General features: G+C 71.5%; 17 protein-coding genes. 11 read left to right on the top strand and 6 right to left on the bottom strand.

The window, feature by feature from the left end:
- The first annotated feature begins 12 nt into the window (after positions 1-12).
- From FHY03_RS10870 to FHY03_RS10915, 10 genes are all read left to right on the top strand, one after another.
- The gene (locus FHY03_RS10870) at positions 13-561 is read left to right on the top strand and encodes an LptA/OstA family protein (protein WP_183922361.1); all 549 of its coding nucleotides are present in this window, start codon (positions 13-15) and stop codon (positions 559-561) included.
- 321 nt (positions 562-882) lie between these two features.
- Positions 883-1,677 (top strand): LPS export ABC transporter ATP-binding protein, encoded by a 795-nt coding sequence (gene lptB / locus FHY03_RS10875; protein WP_183922949.1) that lies wholly within the window; start codon positions 883-885, stop codon positions 1,675-1,677.
- Positions 1,678-1,705: 28 nt separating this feature from the next.
- Positions 1,706-3,187 (top strand): RNA polymerase factor sigma-54, encoded by a 1,482-nt coding sequence (gene rpoN / locus FHY03_RS10880; protein ID WP_183930745.1) that lies wholly within the window; start codon positions 1,706-1,708, stop codon positions 3,185-3,187.
- A 107-nt stretch (positions 3,188-3,294) separates the two neighbouring features.
- Positions 3,295-4,251, top strand: coding sequence for a serine O-acetyltransferase EpsC (epsC, locus tag FHY03_RS10885; protein WP_183922357.1), 957 nt, complete (start codon positions 3,295-3,297; stop codon positions 4,249-4,251).
- A 2-nt stretch (positions 4,252-4,253) separates the two neighbouring features.
- Positions 4,254-5,009, top strand: coding sequence for a gamma-glutamyl-gamma-aminobutyrate hydrolase family protein (locus tag FHY03_RS10890; RefSeq protein ID WP_183922355.1), 756 nt, complete (start codon positions 4,254-4,256; stop codon positions 5,007-5,009).
- A gap of 287 nt (positions 5,010-5,296) precedes the next feature.
- Positions 5,297-7,063, top strand: a complete 1,767-nt coding sequence (locus FHY03_RS10895) for a DUF885 family protein (protein WP_311721368.1) — start codon at positions 5,297-5,299, stop codon at positions 7,061-7,063.
- Positions 7,064-7,137: 74 nt separating this feature from the next.
- A complete protein-coding gene (locus FHY03_RS10900) occupies positions 7,138-8,052 on the top strand; it encodes a dihydrodipicolinate synthase family protein (RefSeq protein WP_183930747.1) in 915 nt (304 codons plus the stop codon).
- A gap of 13 nt (positions 8,053-8,065) precedes the next feature.
- The gene (locus FHY03_RS10905) at positions 8,066-9,064 is read left to right on the top strand and encodes a 4-hydroxyproline epimerase (RefSeq protein WP_183930749.1); all 999 of its coding nucleotides are present in this window, start codon (positions 8,066-8,068) and stop codon (positions 9,062-9,064) included.
- A gap of 127 nt (positions 9,065-9,191) precedes the next feature.
- The gene (locus FHY03_RS10910) at positions 9,192-9,497 is read left to right on the top strand and encodes a hypothetical protein (protein WP_183922349.1); all 306 of its coding nucleotides are present in this window, start codon (positions 9,192-9,194) and stop codon (positions 9,495-9,497) included.
- Positions 9,494-11,086: a methyl-accepting chemotaxis protein gene (locus FHY03_RS10915; protein ID WP_221190126.1), complete on the top strand. Its 1,593-nt coding sequence runs from the start codon at positions 9,494-9,496 to the stop codon at positions 11,084-11,086. The genes FHY03_RS10910 and FHY03_RS10915 overlap by 4 nt, the downstream gene beginning before the upstream one ends.
- 1 nt (position 11,087) lies before the next feature.
- On the opposite strand, the gene FHY03_RS10920 is transcribed toward FHY03_RS10915, so the two are convergent.
- Complete coding sequence (locus FHY03_RS10920; RefSeq protein ID WP_183930751.1) at positions 11,088-12,260, bottom strand: phosphatidylserine/phosphatidylglycerophosphate/cardiolipin synthase family protein; 1,173 nt, start codon at positions 12,258-12,260, stop codon at positions 11,088-11,090.
- 150 nt (positions 12,261-12,410) lie between these two features.
- Here FHY03_RS10920 and rpoZ point away from each other — a divergent pair, with 150 nt between their 5' ends.
- Positions 12,411-12,755, top strand: a complete 345-nt coding sequence (gene rpoZ, locus FHY03_RS10925) for a DNA-directed RNA polymerase subunit omega (RefSeq protein ID WP_183922344.1) — start codon at positions 12,411-12,413, stop codon at positions 12,753-12,755.
- A gap of 286 nt (positions 12,756-13,041) precedes the next feature.
- On the opposite strand, the gene FHY03_RS10930 is transcribed toward rpoZ, so the two are convergent.
- From FHY03_RS10930 to rplT, 5 genes are all read right to left on the bottom strand, one after another.
- Complete coding sequence (locus tag FHY03_RS10930; protein ID WP_183930753.1) at positions 13,042-13,917, bottom strand: aldose 1-epimerase family protein; 876 nt, start codon at positions 13,915-13,917, stop codon at positions 13,042-13,044.
- Positions 13,910-16,300, bottom strand: a complete 2,391-nt coding sequence (gene pheT / locus FHY03_RS10935) for a phenylalanine--tRNA ligase subunit beta (protein WP_183930755.1) — start codon at positions 16,298-16,300, stop codon at positions 13,910-13,912. The genes FHY03_RS10930 and pheT overlap by 8 nt, the downstream gene beginning before the upstream one ends.
- 25 nt (positions 16,301-16,325) lie before the next feature.
- The gene (gene pheS / locus FHY03_RS10940; protein WP_183930757.1) at positions 16,326-17,435 is read right to left on the bottom strand and encodes a phenylalanine--tRNA ligase subunit alpha; all 1,110 of its coding nucleotides are present in this window, start codon (positions 17,433-17,435) and stop codon (positions 16,326-16,328) included.
- A complete protein-coding gene (locus tag FHY03_RS10945) occupies positions 17,432-17,773 on the bottom strand; it encodes a GIY-YIG nuclease family protein (RefSeq protein WP_183922337.1) in 342 nt (113 codons plus the stop codon). The genes pheS and FHY03_RS10945 overlap by 4 nt, the downstream gene beginning before the upstream one ends.
- A 328-nt stretch (positions 17,774-18,101) precedes the next feature.
- Positions 18,102-18,467: a 50S ribosomal protein L20 gene (gene rplT, locus FHY03_RS10950; protein WP_183922336.1), complete on the bottom strand. Its 366-nt coding sequence runs from the start codon at positions 18,465-18,467 to the stop codon at positions 18,102-18,104.
- Between the last annotated feature and the right edge of the window lie 6 nt (positions 18,468-18,473).

Here is an 18,473-nt window from a genome sequence, read left to right on the forward strand (position 1 = left end):
AAAGAGCGCTGGATGTTGCGCTCCTTCGCCCCGGTCGCCTGCCGAGTCCCGCTGCTGGCCGTGCTGCTCGCCGGCGGCGCGGCCGCGCAGACGCGGCACAACAGCGCCGCGCCGATCGACTTCGGCGCGGACCATATCGAGCTGCAGGACCGCGCCAACCGCGCCGTGCTGGCGGGCAACGTCAAGGTACGCCAGGCCGAGATGACGCTCGACGCCGCGCGCATGACGGTCGCTTATACCGGCCAGGTCGAGGACGGGAACCCGCAGGTGTCGCGGCTCGACGCCGCGGGCGGGGTGACGGTGACCCGGCCCGACCAGACCGCGCGCAGCACCTACGCGGTGTACGACCTCAACCGCCGCGTCATCACGATGCTGGGCGGGGTGCGGCTCACCCAAGCGGGCAACACCGTCAGCGGCGGGCGGCTGACGATCAATCTCGACACCGGGCGTGCGGTGATCGACGGCTCGGCGGTGGCGGGCGGCGGCGCGGGCGGCGGCAACGTGACGCAGGCGCCGAGCGGGCGCGTGACGGGGACCTTCTCAGTACCCAAGCGGAACTGAGGCCGGGGACGACCGAATTGGGAGGCCCTTCGGGACGAGGCTTCGACGGGCTCCGCCTCTCCGCAGGGCGAGTGGTAGTGAGAACCGCTGGTCAGCGATGATGCAGCTCTTGCCTCCTCCTCTACCGTTCGTGCTGAGGAGGGATCGAGCGAAGTCGAGAGCCCGTCTCGAAGCACTGGGTCCCACGCCCCTTCACCCCTGACCGCACACCGCTCGTCACGTCCCCTCTTCAAACGCCGGCGTCGATCGGGCATGCACGTTCCCTGCCAACCGGCGCTTCGTTAGCGAACCGGTAACCCTGTTATGCGAGGCCTGACGGCGATGGACAGCGTCACCACCCAGCTCGACCGCGAACCGCTCGACCAGGTCGCGCCGATCCACGAGGCGCCGGTGCAGAGCGGGCTCCAGGTCGTCTCGATCGCCAAGAGCTATGACAAGCGCGTGGTGCTCACCGACGTGTCGGTCTCGGTCGGCCACGGCGAGGTGATCGGGCTGCTCGGCCCCAATGGTGCGGGCAAGACCACCTGTTTCTACTCGGTGATGGGGCTGGTGAAGCCCGATTCGGGCCGCATCATGCTCGACGGCGACGATATCACCGGCCTGCCGATGTACCGCCGCGCCATCCTCGGCCTCGGCTATCTGCCGCAGGAGACCTCGATCTTCCGCGGGCTCACGATCGAGAAGAACATCCTGACGGTGCTCGAACTGTCCGAGCCAGACGCCGCCGCGCGCGCGGAAAAGCTGGAGACGCTGCTCGCCGACTTCGGCCTCACCCGGCTGCGCGACGCGCCCGCGATGGCGCTGTCGGGCGGCGAGCGCCGACGCGCCGAGATCGCGCGCGCACTCGCGGCCGACCCGTCGATCATGCTGCTCGACGAACCGTTCGCGGGCATCGACCCGATCTCGATCGCCGACATCCGCGACCTGGTGTGCCAGCTCAAGGAGCGCGGCATCGGCGTGCTGATCACCGACCACAACGTGCGCGAGACGCTCGACATCGTCGATCGCGGCTACATCATCTACGACGGCAAGGTGCTGTTCACCGGCAGCCCCGAGGAGCTGGTGCGCGACGAGAACGTCCGCCGCCTCTATCTGGGCGAGAGCTTCACGCTGTGAGGCCGGCGCGCCGCGGACCCGTGATCCCGTGAGCCTCGCCCCCCGCCTCGACCTGCGCCAGTCGCAGTCGCTGGTGATGACGCCGCAGCTCCAGCAGGCGATCAAGCTGCTGGCGCTGAGCAACCTCGAGATCGAGGGCGTGATCGCCGAGGAACTCGAGCGCAACCCGCTGCTCGAGTCGAGCGCGCCAGCCGACGACGCGCCCGTCGCCGCACCCGAAGCCGCCGAGGCGCCGCGCGACGAGCCCGCGGGCGCCGACGAGCTGGTGATGGCAGGCGAGGGCGCTGGCGAGTCGCTCGACGTGGACATCGCCGCCGAACGCTTCGACGACGGCCCCAGCGAGTCGGCGGCCGAGCGGATCGGCGACCTCGGTTCGGGCAGCGGCAGCGGCAGCGCCGAGGCGATCGACTTCGACTCCTTCGCCGACACCAGCGAGAGCCTCGCCGACGTGCTGCTGGCGCAAGCCGGTGCGACCTTCGACGCGACCGACCTGTTCGTCGCGCGCGCGCTGATCGACCAGATCGACGAGGCCGGCTATCTCCGCGCCGACCTGCACGACGTCGCCCAGCGGCTCGGCGTCGCGGTGGCGCAGGTCGAGGCGGTGCTCGCCGGGATCCAGCGCTTCGAGCCGACCGGCGTCGGCGCGCGCGACCTCGCCGAGTGCCTCGCGATCCAGGCGCGCGAGGCCGATCGCTACGACCCGATGATGGCGCGGCTGCTCGACCATCTCGACCTGCTCGCGCGCGGCGATCTGGCCAGGCTCAAGAAGATCTGCCGCGCCGACGACGAGGACATGGCGGACATGATCCGCGAGCTGCGCGGCTATGATCCCAAGCCGGGCTTCCGCTACGGCGGCGACCCGCCCGCCCCGGTGATCCCCGACCTCACCGTGACGCGCGCGCGCGGCGGCTGGGCGATCGAGCTCAACGCCGCGACGCTGCCGCGCGTGCTGGTCAACAAGAGCTATTACAGCGAGCTGGCGGGCGGCGCGCAGGATCGTGCGGGCAAGACCTGGCTCGCCGAGAAGCTCGCCAGTGCCAACTGGCTGGTCAAGGCGCTCGACCAGCGCCAGCGCACCATCATTCGCGTCGCCACCGAGATCGTGCGCCAGCAGGAGGCCTTCTTCCTCCACGGCGTCGCGCACCTGCGCCCGCTGACGCTGCGCCAAGTGGCGGACGCGATCGAGCTGCACGAATCGACCGTCAGCCGAGTCACCAGCAACAAATATCTCAGCTGCGCGCGTGGTCTGTTCGAGCTGAAGTATTTCTTCACCTCGGCGATCGCCGCGGCGGACGGCGGCGACGCGGTCTCGGCCGAGGCGGTGAAGAGCGCCATCCGCGCGCTGATCGCGGGCGAGGGCGATACGATCCTGTCCGACGACACGCTGGTCGAACTGCTCAACGCCAAGGGCTTCGGGATCGCACGGCGGACGGTGGCGAAATATCGCGAGGCGATGGGGATCGGCAGCTCGGTGCAGCGCCGCCGCGCGCGTACGTTGCAGCGCGCCTGACCGATGCCGCGCACGCGAACCTCCTCGCCGCGCAAGAAAAGCTTGGATCACCTACTCGGATGGTGGAGTATGACTCGCGGCTCGGACCAATGGGCGAGAGGCGAGGCATGAGCGACGGGGCGGCGAGCGGGGCGGGTGAGGGCTCGGCAATCGCCGCGGCGGTGCTGGCGCTGCGCGGCGCGCGCGACGACTGGCGTGCCGGCCACCCGTCGGAGGAGGCGCGCACCTTCCCATCGCGCGCGGCGCTGGAGCGCGTGGTGGAGACGCTCGCCGCCGCGCTCTTCCCCCGCCGGCTCGGCCAGTATCGCGGCGGTGCGGGCGAGGAGGACGGTTTCGTCGCCGCCAAACTGCTCGCCGCCGCGACCGAGCTCGAGCGCGAGATCGGCGCCGAGCTGGCCTATTGGCAGGCCGAGGCGCGCAGCGGCGCGTTCGATCCCGAGCAGCCCGCGACGATCGTGCGGCTGTTCCTCGCCACGCTCGGCGAGGTGCGGCGGCTGATCGACAGCGACGTCGCCGCCGCCTTCCTCGGCGACCCCGCGGCGCGCAGCGCGGACGAGATCCTGGTCTGCTACCCCGGCGCGATCGCCAGCCTGCACCACCGCATCGCGCACCCGCTCTACCAGCTCGGCGCACCGATCACCGCGCGGCTGGTCTCCGAGATCGCCAATGAGCGCACCGGGGTCGACATCCATCCGGGCGCGACGATCGGCGCGCATTTCTTCATCGACCACGGCACCGGCGTGGTGATCGGCGAGACCGCGATCATCGGCGAGCGCGTGCGGCTCTATCAGCACGTCACCCTCGGCGCGCGCACGCCCTTGTGCGACGCGCCCGATCGCCCGCGCGAGCGTTACGCGCGCCACCCGATCGTCGAGGACGACGTGGTGATCTACGCCGGCGCGACGATCCTGGGGCGCGTGACGATCGGGCGCGGCGCGATGATCGGCGGCAACGTCTGGCTGCTCGAGGACGTGCCGCCGGGCCGAATTGTGGCGCAGCCGGTGGCGCAGGTGCTCGCGCCTGCCGACGGCGAGCGCTGGCGCGACGGACTGGCGGGAGACTGAACATGGCGTCGCGGCGGCCGCTGATCGGAGTGTTGTGCTGCAACGAGGTGGCGCATCGCCCCGTACAGGCGGTGGCGAGCCGCTTCGTCCGCCCGCTCGCCGCGGTGTCGGGCGCCACCGTGCTGCTGGTGCCCGCGCTGACCGGCGCCAACGAGGCCGCCGCGCTGGCCGCGCCGCTCGACGGGCTGCTGCTGACGGGTTCGCGCTCGCACGTCGCGCCCGCGCGCTACGGCGGCACGCTCGACCTCGCGCCCGAGGCGCTCGACCCGGAGCGCGACGAGGTGGCGCTGTCGCTGGCGGACGCGATGATCGCCGCGGGCAAGCCGGTGTTCGGCATCTGCCGCGGGCTGCAGGAGATCAACGTGCTGTTCGGCGGCTCGCTCTCGGCCGACCCGTGCTGCGGCCGGCACCTGCGCGGCGGCAGCTGGGCACAGCGCGACTATGCCGAGCTGTTCACGCTGCGCCACGACGTCCAGCTCGCGCCCGGGGGGCAGCTGGCGCGCGCGACCGGCGAGCGACAATTGACTGTCCACTCGGTCCACGAACAGGCGATCGAGCGGCTCGGCGGCGGGTTGCGGGTGGAAGCGCGGTCGAGCGACGACGGCGTGATCGAGGCGGTCGCGGCGCATGGCTGCGGCGCGGAGGTGCTGGCGGTGCAATGGCATCCGGAGTGGGACGTCGACTCGAGCGCGGGCAGTCAGGCGTTCTTCGCGCTGATCGGCGCCGCGCTGCGCGGCGAGGGCGAGCGGGCGAACTGAGGCGCCAGCGGCGCGATCGTCACTCCCGCGCGACAGGCCGTGGGCGCCGCCTCCCGCTCGGCCCACTGACGTCGGCCTGAGCTCGTCTCAGGATCCACGGTCCGCGGACGAACTGGCTGTTGAACAAGCGGCGAGTCCTGAACCAAGATCGGGATGACCGGGAGGGTGGGCAGCGCCGGGCTACGCCTGTGCCCTGCGCGCGACGCGGCAGGCGCTTAGCGCAAGAAAGAGGGTGTGGGAAAGCTCGCCGCGCTCTACGCCGACATCATGCCGGTCGGGGAGGACATGTGAGAACTTATTGGACCGCGCTGCTGGGCGCGACCGTGCTGGCGGCGGCATCCTGTACGCCCGCGCTCGCCGCCCCGGCGCGCGGCAGTGCCGACGCGACGCTGCGCCAGCTCTACACCGAGGAATACACCTGGCGACAGCAGCAGCTCGCCGCGGACGAGGACAGCCGCCACGAGGCGCGCGCGCATCTGCCCGACGTCGGCCCCGCGGCCCAGGCGGCGCGGCGGAAGCGCTGGGAGGACACCGTGGCGCGGCTGCGCGCGATCCGCCCCGCCGATCTCTCGCTTGCCGAGCAGGTCAATTATGCGGTCTATCGCCAGCAGATCGACGCGCTCCTCAACGAACAGCGCTTCCGCGACTATGAGATGCCGCTCACCGCCGACACCAGCTTCTGGGGCGACGTCGCCGCGTCGGCCCGCGACCCGCTGGCGAACGAGAAGGAGTATCGCGCCTATCTGTCGATGCTGGGCGAGCTGCCGCGCTATTTCGACCAGCAGATCGCCGCGATGCGCGCCGGCCTCCGGCGCGGCTTCACCCCGCCCCGGGTGACGCTGGCAGGGCGCGACATCGGCGTGGCGCAGGTGGTCGAGGCCAGGACGATCGCGGACAATCCCTTCTACGCACCCTTCGTCACCATGCCGAGGCAGATTCCGGCCACAACCCAGGCCGAGCTACGCCGCGACGGCGAGGCGGCGATCCGCGACTCGGTCGTCCCCGCGCATCGCAGACTGCTCGCCTTCCTGCGCACGGAATATGTTCCCGGCGCGCGCACCACGCTCGCCGCCGCTGACCTCCCCGACGGCCGGGCCTATTATCAGTCCAAGGTCGCGGAATATACGACGCTGCCGCAGACCCCCGAGCAGGTGCACGCGATCGGGCTCGCCGAGATCGCCAAGATCCGCGCGCGCATGCTCCAGGTGATGGCACAGGTGAAGTTCCAGGGCGACCTGCCCGCCTTTCTCACCTTCCTGCGCACCGATCCGCGCTTCTACGCGACCGCGCCGCAGCAGCTGCTCGATCGCGCGGCGTGGATCGCCAAGACCTTCGACGGCAAGGCCTCACGCTACTTCGGCCGGCTGCCGCGCAGCCGCTTCGCGATCCGGCCGGTACCCGCCGACGTCGCGCCCTTCTACACCGCGGGGCGCGGCGGGCCGGGCGTGTACCTCGTCAACACCTACGACCTGCCCGCGCGCTCGCTCTACGCGCTGCCCGCGCTGACGCTGCACGAGAGCGCGCCGGGGCACGCCTTCCAGATGCCGCTCGCCGCCGAGAACAAGGACCTGCCGCCGTTCCGCCGCGACACCTACCTGTCGGTCTATGGCGAGGGCTGGGCGCTCTACTGCGAGACGCTGGGCGAGGAGATGGGGATGTATGAGACGCCCTATGATCTCTTCGGCATGCTCAGCTACCAGGCGTGGCGCGCGTCGCGGCTGGTGGTCGATACCGGCATCCACGCGTTGGGCTGGAGCCGCGAGCGCGCCCAGGCCTATCTGCGCGATAACACCGCGCTGTCCGACCACGAGGTCACCACCGAGGTCGATCGCTACATCTCCTGGCCCGGGCAGGCGCTGAGCTATTACACCGGCCAGCTCGCGATCCAGCGCGCCCGCGCGCGCGCCGAGCAGAGGCTCGGCCCGAAGTTCAACGTGAAGGCCTTCCACGATGCGGTGCTGGCGCTCGGCTCCGTGCCGGTGAGTGAGATCGATCGCCGCGTCGACCAGCTGATCCGCGACGATGGTCGCGGCCCCTATCCCGACGAAGAGTAGTCGGACAGGTTGCACTTACATATTATACTTAGTATACGATCTACCTGAAAACGGACGTGAAGGCGATGTCGACGATGGCGATCGGTTGGAAGGGTGTGTTCCCGGCGGTGACGACCCAGGTGCGCGAGGATCTCACGCTCGACCTCGCCGACACCCAGCGCGTCGTCGACGAGCTGATCCGCGACGGCGTCACCGGGATCATCGCGCTGGGCACGGTGGGCGAGAACAACTCGCTCGATCACGACGAGAAGGTGTCGGTGCTCTCCGCCATCGTCGAGGTCGTGAAGGGGCGCGTGCCCGTGCTCACCGGCGTCTCCGAATATGATATGCGCCGCGCGGTGCGCTACGCCCAGGCCGCGGAGAAGGCCGGGGCGGACGGGCTGATGCTGCTGCCGCCGATGGTCTACGTCCCCAAGCCCGACGAGCTGGTGGCGCATTTCCGCGGCGTGGCGGAGCGCACCGCGCTGCCGATCATGCTGTACAACAACCCCCCGGCGTATCGCACCGTGATCGACCGCTACGTCCTCGAGCAACTGGTGCCGGTGGAGAACATCGTCGCGGTGAAGGAATCGGCGCCCGATACGCGCCGCTTCACCGATTTCCGCAACGATCTCGGCGACCGCTACGTGCTGTTCGCTGGCCTCGACGACGTCGCGCTAGAGGGGCTGTATCTCGGCGCGCGGGGCTGGGTCTCCGGCCTGACCAACGCCTTTCCCAGAGAATCGGTGGAGCTGGTCGCGGCGGTCGAGCGCGGCGATCACGCCAAGGCGCTCGAGATCTACCGCTGGTTCATGCCCTTGCTCCACCTCGACGCCGAGCACGACCTGGTCCAGTCGATCAAGCTGGCCGAGCAGGTGATGGGGCGCGGCTCGGAGCGCGTGCTGCCGCCGCGCTACGTGCTCACCGGCGCGCGCCGCGCCGAGGTGATCGCGCTGGTCGAGCGCGCCGCCGCGACGCGCCCGAGCTTGTCGCCGCCCGCCGCGGCCTGATAGCCTTCGCGTCATGCGCCACACCTTCTTCTGCGTCGACGGCCATACCGCGGGCAACCCGGTGCGACTCGTCGCCGGGGGCGCGCCGCTGCTGCGCGGCGCCTCCATGTCCGAGCGCCGGCAGGATTTTCTCGCCCGCTACGACTGGATCCGCACCGGGCTCTGCTTCGAGCCGCGCGGGCACGACATGATGTCGGGTGGCTTCCTCTACCCGCCCACCACCGCCGACGCCGACGTGGGTATCCTGTTCATCGAGACGAGCGGCTGCCTGCCGATGTGCGGCCACGGTACGATCGGGATCATCACCTTCGGGCTGGAGCACGGGCTGATCCAGCCGACCACGCCGGGGCGGCTTCGGGTCGAGGTGCCCGCCGGCGTGATCGACATCGCTTATGCGGTCGCGGGCGAGAAGGTGACCTCGGTCCGCATCACCAACGTGCCGAGCTATGTCGCGGCGCACGGGGTCGAGGTGGAGGTGGCCGGGCTCGGGCGGCTTCGCGTCGACGTCTCCTACGGCGGCAATTATTACGCGATCGTCGAGCCGCAGGGGGGCTATGCGGGGCTCGACGCGATGGGCGCGGATCGGCTGATCGCGGCCTCGCGGCTGGTACGCGCCGCGGTGCGTGAGAAGGTCGAGCCGGTCCACCCGCTCGACCCGACGATCCGCGGGGTCAGCCACGTGCTCTGGGCCGACCGCCCGCGCGGCAACGACGCCGACGGGCGCAACGCGGTGTTCTACGGCGACAAGGCGATCGACCGCTCGCCCTGCGGCACCGGCACCTCGGCGCGGCTGGCGCATCTCGCCGACCGCGGCGACCTCAAGGTCGGTGACCGCTTCGTCCACGAGAGCTATATCGGCAGCCGCTTCATCGGCCGGGTCGAAGCGGCGACGACGCTGGGCGACGTGCCCGCGATCGTCCCCTCGATCGAGGGATCGGCGGTCGCTACTGGCTTAAACACGATCTGGATCGACCGCGCCGACCCATTCTGGGCCGGGTTCCAGGTAACATGAGGGGGGAGCGCCGGCGTCGCTCTGGCGCGACCGCGAGGCCGCGACACCCGCGCGCTCAGCGACGCGGGGCGGCGCTAACCTATGTGAGGGAAACGAGGCGTTAACGATCGTCGCCTAGACAGTTGGCATGACGCGCCGTCTTCCGATCCCGCTGCTGCTTCACGGCGTGCTCTTCGCGGCGGTGCTGCTGGTGCTGGCGCTGCGACCGCCGGCCGAGGGGACGCTGCTGCTGGTGCCGATCGCCGCCGCTCCGGGCATGCTCGCCTCGGCCGCGCTCGCCGCCGACGCGCGGCTGGTCGGGCGCGGGCCGGGACGAAGCCTGGTGGTGCGCGGCGCGCGCGACCGGATCAAGGCGCGGCTGCGCCTCGGCGACGCGCTGCTGCTCGCCGCACCCTCGCCGCTGTGCGGCGACGCCATCGGAGTGAGGGCATGACCGTGATCGGCTGGCGCGTGCTCGACACGCTGACGCTCGAGCAGATGCGCCTTCTCGGCATGCGGCTGATCGCCGCGCTCGGCTGGGTCGCGCTCGCGGCGGTGGCGGTGATCCAGCTGGCGCTCACCGGCGCGATCGATCCGGTCGTGCTCGGCGCGGGGATCGCCCTCACCGCTGCGCCGACCTGGCTCGCCATCAAGGGTCGAACCGACGCCCAGGCGCGCACCATCGCGGGGACGCTCGCCGCCACCGCCCCCGCGCTGCTGGTCTATGTGCTCGAGGGCCATCCCTGGCAGATGGACGGGCACATGTTCTTCTTCGTCGCGCTCGCCGCGCTGGTGGTGCTGTGCGACTGGCGGCCGATCGTCTTCGCCGCGGGGCTGATCGCGCTCCACCACCTGCTGCTCGAATGGTTCGCGCCGGCCTGGGTGTTCGCGGGCGAGGGGCGGCTCGGCCGCGTGCTGGTCCACGCGCTGGCGGTGGTGATGCAGGCAGGCGTGCTGTGGCTGGTGACGGGCGCGCTCGAGCGGCTGCTCGAACGCCAGCGGCTCTCGCTCGAGCACAGCCGCGTGCTGGTCGCGGAGGCCGACGAGGCGCGCGCCACCGCCGAGCAGGCGCGCGCCACCGCGACCGAGGCGCTGCGTCAGGCGCGCGCCGCCGGGGACGCCGCCGCGGCCGAGCGCGCGCGGCTGCGCGGCGTCGAGCAGGACGCGGCGTCGCGGCGGCGCGACGAGCTGCTCGCCGTCGCCGAGGCGTTCGAGGGTTCGGTGGCGCAGGTGGTGCGGGCGATCGGCAGCGCGGCGGGGCAGCTCGAGCGCTCCTCGATCGCGCTCGACGATCTCGCCGCGGGGGCCGGAATGCAGGCCGCGGCGGTGGCGAGCGAGGCGGTCGAGGCGACCGCGCAGATCCGCCACGTCGCCGATTCGATCCGCGATCTCGGCGGCTCGATCCGTGCCATCGCCGACTCGGCCGACCAGCAGAGCGCGCTCACCGCGGTGGCGCAGGCGGCGGCGGGCAGCGGCGTCGGCCGCATCGGCGAGCTCGAGGAGCACGGCCAGCGCATCGGGCAGCTCGTCGGCGACATCCGCGACATCGCCGAGAAGACCAACCTGCTCGCGCTCAACGCGACGATCGAGGCGGCGCGCGCGGGCGAGGCGGGGCGCGGCTTCGCCGTGGTCGCGGGCGAGGTGCGTTCCCTCGCCGCCGACTCGACGCGCGCGAGCGACCGCATCAGCGCCCTGCTCGGCGCGATCTTCGCGGGCGTGGGCGACGCCGCCGCGGCGCTGACCCGCGCCGATACGGCGGTGGCGCAAGTGTCGAGCGCGGCGGGCGGGATCGCGGCCTCGGTGTCGGACCAGCGTCAGCTCGCCGCCGGGATCGAGGCGGGCGCGACCCGCACGGCGAGCGGCGCCGAGCTGATCGAGCGTCGCATCGACGAGGTCGCCGCCGCGGTACGCTCCACCGCGTCGCTGTCGCAGACGGTGCGCGGCAGCGCGGGCGAGCTCGTCGCCAGCGCGCGCGCGCTCGACGGTGCGACCGAGCGCTTCGTCGGTTTCCTCAAGGGCGAGACGCCGCGCCGCGCCGCGTGACTCAGCCCTCGTCGATCCCCCAGTTGAGCCCGCGCGAAATCGCCGGATCGGCCACCGCGGTGAGCGCATAGGCGACCAGCTGCTTGCCGCGCTGCCACCAGCCGGTCGCGGCGCGATAGGCCTCGGGCGTCACCTCGTTGGACTGCGCGATCTCGCCCTCGACATAGGCGCGCGCATGCGCCGCGAAGGCCGGATCGTCGATCCGCAGCATCAGCTCGAGGTTGATGAACAGGCTGCGCATGTCGAGGTTGGCGCTGCCGATCCAGGTGGCGTCGTCGACCACGTACAATTTGGTGTGCAGCTTCGTCGCGGCATATTCGAACACGCGCACGCCGCGGCGCAGCAGCCCCGCATATGTGAAGCGCGCCGCCGCGATCGTCACGTTGTTGTCCGACTTGGACGCGGTGACGACGCGCACCGCGGCGGCACGGCGACCGGCGCGGTCGAGCGCGCGCAACAGCGTCGGGCTCGGCGTGAAATAGCCCGCGATCACGTCAATGCGGGTCGCGCGCCGCATGTCGTCGCGGATTGCGCGCGCCCAGGGCGACAGCTCGCGCGTCGGGCCGCCGATCAGCCAGCGCAGCCTGCCGTCGTTCTCGCTCCACCGCGCCAGCGCGCGGTTGAGCCGGCGCACCCGGCTGCGGCCGTGGATGCCCTGCTCCAGCGCGTCGAAATAGCCCGCCATCCGCGTCGCGGCGGGGCCCTCGAGCAGCAGGCCGAGGTCGCGCCACGCCTGCTCGCGCGGCGTGCCGAAATAATCGTCCTCGATGTTGAAGCCGCCGATGATGATCCGTGCGTCATCGGTCTCGGCGTCGGCGAGCGCGAGCTTCTGGTGGTTGCGCAGCAGATAGCGTCGCCCCAGCCGCGGCGAGAAACGGCACACCGACACGCCGGCGCGCTCCAGCGGCGCGAAGAAGTCGGGGTCGGCGTCGTCGCTGCCGAAGCCGTCGACGATCAGCGCGACACGCACGCCGCGCCCCGTCGCGGCGGTGAGCGCGGCGTTGACGCGGCGCCCCGATTCATCGTCGGCGTAGATGTAGTAGAGCACGCGCAGCGAGCGGCGCGCGCCGTCGATCAGCGCGATCAGCCCTTCCAGCCGGCGCGGGCCGGTGTCGAGCAACGTCAGGCGGTTGCCCTCGACGGTGAACGTCGGCTGGGCGGGAGCGTCATCCATCGCCCTCAGATGGCGGGTCGCGCCGCGGCGGGCAAGCGCACCGCTGCCCCGGCGCGGGGTGAAGGCGGGGGGGCGCGGCTTCCTTGACGGCTGGCCGGTGCTCGACTAGATGCCCATCCTTCACTAAAGTTTACGACAAGAGGATACGCGATGGCGCGCGTCACCGTCGAGGATTGCGTCGACAAGATCCCGAACCGCTTCGATCTCGTCCTGCTCGCCGCCCAGCGCGCGCGGCAGGTGTCGGGCGGTGCCGAGCTGACGATCGACCGCGATCGCGACAAGAACCCGGTGGTCGCGCTGCGCGAGATCGCCGAGGAGACGGTTAAGCCCGACGAGCTCCACGAGTCGGTGGTGCAGAGCCTGCAGCGCGTCCAGATCGACGACGAGGAAGAGGCCGACGCGATCGGCAGCCTCGCCGCCTCGGCCGAAGCGCTGCGCCTCACCGCGGTCGCCCCGCCGCGCAACCAGAACCTCGGCGCCGACTACGACGGCTGAGGCGTTCCGTCGCCTTGCCTGTGCTCCTGCGCGGGCAGGGGTGCGGGGGTGACGGGCGCTGGCTCCCGTGCCGGCGTGCGCCGGATGACGGGACGACCTTGTCAGATAAGCCGCTAAGTGGCGTCGACGGCAGGAAGGTCACTCTGTCTTCGTTCTGGCGTCATCCTGAATTCGTTTCAGGATCCACCGCCCGGCACGAACCGCCACCGCTGAGAACGCGGCTCCGTTGATCCTGAAACGAGTTCAGGATGACGCTAGGAGAGGGGAGCGGGTACGGCGCCCCCTCTCACCCCACCAACGTCACGCTCATCGTGATTCGCTTCTCGCCGCCGGGCGCCACCTCGAACACGCCGGGCTTGTCGCGATACTCGCCGGTGTAGCCCTCGGGGTCGGCGATGCCGTGCCACGGCTCGACGCAGACGAACGCCGCCCCCGGCTTGGTCCAGATCCCCAGCTTGGGCGTGTCGGGGAAAGCGATCTCGAGCTGCGGGCCCGCCTCGGCGCCGTAGTGGACCGACTGCGAGTGTATCTCGTCCCACACCAGCGCATCATGCGCGAACAGCGCGTCGTCGAGCCGTAGCACGCGCCCGTCGAGCGGGGAGGGCACCGTTGCCGCCGCGATCGTGCCGTCGGCGGCGATGCTGCGCAGCCGCGCGGGCTCGTCCGCGGCGAAGACGATGCGGTGATCGCCGCGCGCCTGGCCATAAGGCAGCGGCCAGGCGAAGGCGGGGTGGAAGCCGAAGCTCGCCGGCAGCGGCACGTCCGCGGGGTTGGCGATGGTCGCCTCGATCGCCAGCGCCGCGCCTTCGAGCGCGTAGGCGAGCTCGAGCCGGAAGGCGAAGGGGTAGCGCGCGCGCGTCGCGGCATCGTCGGTCAGCGCGAACACCGCACGCGTCGGCGTCGCCTCGATCACCGCGAAGTCGCTGCGCCGCGCGAAGCCGTGCTTGCGCATCGGATAGTCGACGCCGTCGACGCGGATGGTCTCGCCCGAGGGCGCGCCCACCACCGGGAAGAGGATCGGCGCGCGCCCGTTCCAGAAGCGTGGGTCGGCGTCGGTCATCAGCTCGCGCCCGTCGGCGTCGGTCAGCGACGAGAGCTGCGCGCCGTGCGGGTCGATCGCCGCGCCCAGCATCCCGTTCGACAGTCGGATCCACTCAGCCACGCAGGGTTGCTCCCAATTTGCCCGCCGCGGCGACCACCTTGTCGGCGATCGCCTTGAGCTCGGCGTCGGTGAAACTCTTCTCGCCGGGCTGGAGCACCACTTCCAGCGCGACCGACTTCTGCCCCTCGGGCACGCCCGTGCCGGTGAAGACGTCGAACACGCGCGCACGCACGATCGCGGCCTTGTCGGCGCCCTTGGCGGCGCGCGCCAGCGCCTCGGCGGCAAGCGCGACGGGGGCGAGGAAGGCGAAGTCGCGGCGCACCGGCTGGAGCGCGGGTGGCGCATAGGCCGGACGCATGAAACCCGTGCCGCGCTTCGCCGGCAGCGAGTCGAGGTACAGCTCGACCGCGGCGACCGGGCCGGACAGGTCGAAGGCGCGCAGCACCGCGGGATGGACCGCACCGAACGCCGCCAGCACCGTCTTGGGACCGAGCCGCAGCGTCCCCGAGCGACCGGGGTGGAAAGCGTCGCCCGCCTCGCCCATCACCTGGAGATTGTCGACCGGCGCCCCCGCCGCGGCGAGCAGCGCCAGCGCCTCCGCCTTGGCGTCATAGGCGTCGAAGCCGGCGGCCTTGCCGTCGCGCCAGCCGCGCGCGCGGCGGTCGCCCGCGAGCACGATGCCGAGCGTGGCGCGCTCGTGCGGCGCGCCGTCCTTCGCCAGGTAGCGCCGGCCCAGCTCGAACAGCCGCACGCCGTCGCTGCCCTGACGCAGGTTGCGCTCGGCCGCGGCGAGCAGGCCGGGGAGCAGCGAGGGCCGCATCACCTTGAGCTCCTCGCTGATCGGGTTGGCGAGCGTCCAGGCGCCGCCGCCGAACACCGCGGCGTGGCGCTCCGCGACGAAGCTCCACGTCACCGCCTCGTCGAGCCCGCGCGCCGCGGCGGCGCGGCGGACGCGGCGCTCGACCTTCTGCTCGGGCGTGGCGGTCGGGCGCGCGACGCCGGACAAGCGGGGCAGCGCCACCGATTCCACACGGTCGAGCCCCTCGATCCGGATCACCTCCTCGACCAGGTCGGCGGTGCCGTCGACGTCGGGGCGCCAGGTCGGCGGGGTGACCTGCCAGTCGGACGAGACGGCGAAGCCGAGCGCTTCGAGGATCGCGCGCTGCCGCTCGGCGGGTACGTCGAGGCCGCCGAGCGTCGCGGCGCGTGCCGGGTCGTAGGCATAGCTCGGCATCGCCACCGGCGGCGCGCCCACGCGCGTGACATTGCTGGCGGTGCCACCGCAATATTCCCGCACGAGGAAGGTGGCGATCGCGAGCCCGTCATCGAGGAACGCCGGGTCGACGCCGCGCTCGAAGCGCTGGCGCGCATCGCTGGTCAGCGCGAGCTTCTGGCCCGTGCGCGCGATCGCGTCGGGCGCGAAATAGGCGCATTCGATGATCACGTCGGTGGTCGTCCCCGACACGCCCGAGTGCGCGCCACCCATGATGCCGCCGATATCGTGCACCGCCGCATCGTCGGCGATCACGGTCATGCCCGCGGCGAGTGTATAGGTCCGGCCGTTGAGCGCCTCGACGGTCTCCCCGTCGCGCGCCTGGCGCGCGACCAATGCGCCGGACAGACGGGCGCGGTCGTAGACGTGCAGCGGGCGGCCGAGGTCGACGGTGAGGTAATTGGTGATGTCGACCAGGGTCGAGATCGGCTTCTGCCCGATCGCGCGAAGGCGGCGCCGCATCCACTCCGGCGACTCGCCGTTGATGAGGCCCGCGACCGTCTGTGCGTAGAAAGCGGGGCAGCCCGCGGTATCCTCGATCCGCACGTCGGGGCCGGGGCCCTCGCCCGGTACCGCCGGCACGGTCAGCGGCACGAGCGTGCCGAGCCCCGCCGCGGCGAGGTCGCGCGCGATGCCGCGCACGCCCATGCAGTCGGGGCGGTTGGGCGTCACCGACACGTCGATCACCGCGTCGTCGAGCCCGGCGTAGTCGGCGAAGGTCGCGCCGACCGGCGCGTCGGCGGGCAACTCGATGATGCCGTCATGGTCGTCGCCCAGCTCGAGCTCGCGCGACGAGCACATCATGCCGTTCGACTCGACCCCGCGGATCGCCGCGACGCGCAGCACCATGCCGTTGGCGGGGACGGTCGCGCCCGCGGTGCCGAACACGCCGACCAGCCCGGCGCGCGCGTTGGGCGCGCCGCACACCACCTGGAGCGGCGCGCCGCCGTTGACCTCGGGGCCGGCCTCGACCGTGAGCACCTGGAGCTTGTCCGCCTGCGGGTGCGGCGCGGCGGTGAGCACGCGCGCGACGCGGAAGCCGCCGAGCCGCGCGGCGGGGTTCTCGACCCCTTCCACCTCGAGCCCGACGCGGGTGAGCGCGGCGACGATCGAGTCGAGCGACTCGCTCGTGTCGAGATGGTCCTTGAGCCAGGAGAGCGTGAATTTCATCGGTTCGTCCGGAGCTGAAGGAAGGTCAGGCGGGGGTGCCGACGCCGCCCGACAGCGTCGGGACGTCGAGCGCGGCGAAGCCGTAGTGGTGCAGCCAGCGCGTGTCGGCCTCGAACATCGGGCGCAGGTCGTCGATGCCGTATTTGAGCATCGCCAGCCGGTCGATTCCGCAGCCGAAAGCGAAGCCCTGCCACTCCGCGGGATCGAGCCCGCAATTGGCGATCACGCGCGGGTGGACCATGCCGCTGCCCAGCACCTCCATCCAGCCCGCATCGCCGCCGATGACGCGCTTGCCCTTCTCGACCGAGAAGCCGACGTCGACCTCGGCGGAGGGTTCGGTGAACGGGAAATAGCTCGGGCGCAGCCGCAGCACGACGTCGTCGCGCTCGAAGAAGGCCTTGAGGAAGGTCTCGAGCGTCCACTTCAGGTGGCCGAGCGTGATGCCCTTGTCGATCACCAGCCCCTCGACCTGGTGGAACATCGGCGTGTGCGTCGCGTCCCAGTCCGAGCGATACACGCGGCCGGGCGCGATGATGCGGATCGGCGCGCCCGCGCCGTTCTGGCGGCGCGCGACCTCGACCATGGTGCGGATCTGCACCGGCGAGGTATGCGTGCGCAGCACCAGGGGCGCGGCCTCGGCGCCCTCGGCTTGCGCGACGTAGAAGGTGTCCTGCATCGCGCGCGCCGGATGCGTGTCCGGGATGTTGAGCGCACCGAAATTGTGCCAGTCGTCCTCGATCTCGGGCCCGGTGGCGACCGCGAAGCCGAGGTCGGCGAAGATCTCGGCCAGCTCGTCCATGACCTGGCTGACCGGATGGACCGTGCCGCCCGCGGGCAGGTCGACCGGCAGCGTCATATCGAGCGCCTCGCTGGCGAGCTGCGCGTCGAGCGCGACCTGCTCCAGCACCGCCTTGCGCGCGGCGATCGCGGCGGTGACCGCCTCGCGGAGCTGGTGGATCGCCGGGCCGCGCGCCTGTCGCTCCTCGGACGACAGCGCGCCAAGCGTCTTGAGCAGCGCGGTGACGCGCCCCTGCTTGCCGAGCGCCTCGACCCGCACCGCCTCGAGCGCATCGAGCCCCGCGGCCGCGGCGATCGCGGCGAGCAGGTGGGTCTGGAGCTCGTCGGTATCGGTCATTCGTCACCTTTGTCAGTCACGCGGTCGTTGTGCCCTGCCACGGGATCGAAGCCGAGGCCGAGCGCGAGATCGGACCACGCCGGGTTCGCCTCCTCGATCAGCCGCAACTTCCAGTCGCGCCTCCACTTCTTCAGCTGCTTCTCGCGTGCGATCGCAGCGTCCATCGTGTCGGCGGTCTCGTACCAGACCAGCCGCACCGCTCCGTAGCGGGTGGCGAACCCTGGGATCAATCCTCCGCGATGCTGCGCCAGTCGCGCGAGCAGGTTCGAGGTGACGCCGACGTACAGCGTGCCGTGGCGTCGGCTCGCGAGAATGTAAACGCACGGCTGCTTCGGCATGGCGGCGGCGGTTCGGCAGATCGAGGTATCTAGGCAATGTAGACGACCTCGCTGGCGAACGGCGTCAGCGTCGTGCCACGTTTCTTCGACGTGCCGCTCTTGCCCCGTCCGTCATCCCCGCGGAGGCGGGGATCCATTCGCGCGGGTCCGCGTGAGAGGTGGAACGTCAGCGTGTATGGATCCCCGCCTTCGCGGGGATGACGTGTAGGGGTGTGGGTGACGACGTGAGCGGAATACGCGTCAGCTGTATGACGGCCTCCCCGCCCCCCAAACGAGAAGGGGCGCCGGTGTCCCCACCAGCGCCCCTCGTCTCAACGCGGAGGAAGCCTCACGCCGCCTGCGGCAGCGCGGCCTTCGCCTGGGCGATGATCGCGGTGAAGGCGGCGCCCTCGTTCATCGCGATATCGGCCAGCACCTTCCGGTCCAGCTCCACGCCCGCGAGCTTCAGCCCGTGCATGAACTGGCTGTAGGTCAGGCCCTCGGCGCGGACGCCGGCGTTGATGCGCTGGATCCACAGGCCGCGGAAGGTGCGCTTCTTCACCTTGCGGTCACGGTAGGCGTACTGGCCGGCCTTCTCGACCGCCTGCCGCGCGACGCGGATGGTGTTCTTGCGACGGCCGCGATAGCCCTTCGCCTGCTCCAGGATGTTCTTGTGCTTGGCGCGAGTGGTGACGCCCCGCTTGACGCGTGCCATATGCTA

This window comes from Sphingomonas sp. BK345 (assembly GCF_014193845.1).
Taxonomy (GTDB): domain Bacteria; phylum Pseudomonadota; class Alphaproteobacteria; order Sphingomonadales; family Sphingomonadaceae; genus Sphingomonas.

Excerpts from the sequence above, each read along its gene's own strand:
- FHY03_RS10905 (WP_183930749.1), top strand. The coding sequence starts at position 8,066 with ATGCGCCACACCTTCTTCTGCGTCGACGGCCATACCGCGGGCAACCCG.
- FHY03_RS10945 (WP_183922337.1), bottom strand. The coding sequence starts at position 17,773 with ATGCCGAAGCAGCCGTGCGTTTACATTCTCGCGAGCCGACGCCACGGC.
- FHY03_RS10900 (WP_183930747.1), top strand. The coding sequence starts at position 7,138 with ATGGCGATCGGTTGGAAGGGTGTGTTCCCGGCGGTGACGACCCAGGTG.
- lptB (WP_183922949.1), top strand. The coding sequence starts at position 883 with ATGGACAGCGTCACCACCCAGCTCGACCGCGAACCGCTCGACCAGGTC.
- pheS (WP_183930757.1), bottom strand. The coding sequence starts at position 17,435 with ATGACCGATACCGACGAGCTCCAGACCCACCTGCTCGCCGCGATCGCC.
- FHY03_RS10890 (WP_183922355.1), top strand. The coding sequence starts at position 4,254 with ATGGCGTCGCGGCGGCCGCTGATCGGAGTGTTGTGCTGCAACGAGGTG.
- FHY03_RS10910 (WP_183922349.1), top strand. The coding sequence starts at position 9,192 with ATGACGCGCCGTCTTCCGATCCCGCTGCTGCTTCACGGCGTGCTCTTC.
- epsC (WP_183922357.1), top strand. The coding sequence starts at position 3,295 with ATGAGCGACGGGGCGGCGAGCGGGGCGGGTGAGGGCTCGGCAATCGCC.
- rplT (WP_183922336.1), bottom strand. The coding sequence starts at position 18,467 with ATGGCACGCGTCAAGCGGGGCGTCACCACTCGCGCCAAGCACAAGAAC.
- FHY03_RS10920 (WP_183930751.1), bottom strand. The coding sequence starts at position 12,260 with ATGGATGACGCTCCCGCCCAGCCGACGTTCACCGTCGAGGGCAACCGC.
- FHY03_RS10915 (WP_221190126.1), top strand. The coding sequence starts at position 9,494 with ATGACCGTGATCGGCTGGCGCGTGCTCGACACGCTGACGCTCGAGCAG.
- rpoZ (WP_183922344.1), top strand. The coding sequence starts at position 12,411 with ATGGCGCGCGTCACCGTCGAGGATTGCGTCGACAAGATCCCGAACCGC.
- FHY03_RS10870 (WP_183922361.1), top strand. The coding sequence starts at position 13 with ATGTTGCGCTCCTTCGCCCCGGTCGCCTGCCGAGTCCCGCTGCTGGCC.
- pheT (WP_183930755.1), bottom strand. The coding sequence starts at position 16,300 with ATGAAATTCACGCTCTCCTGGCTCAAGGACCATCTCGACACGAGCGAG.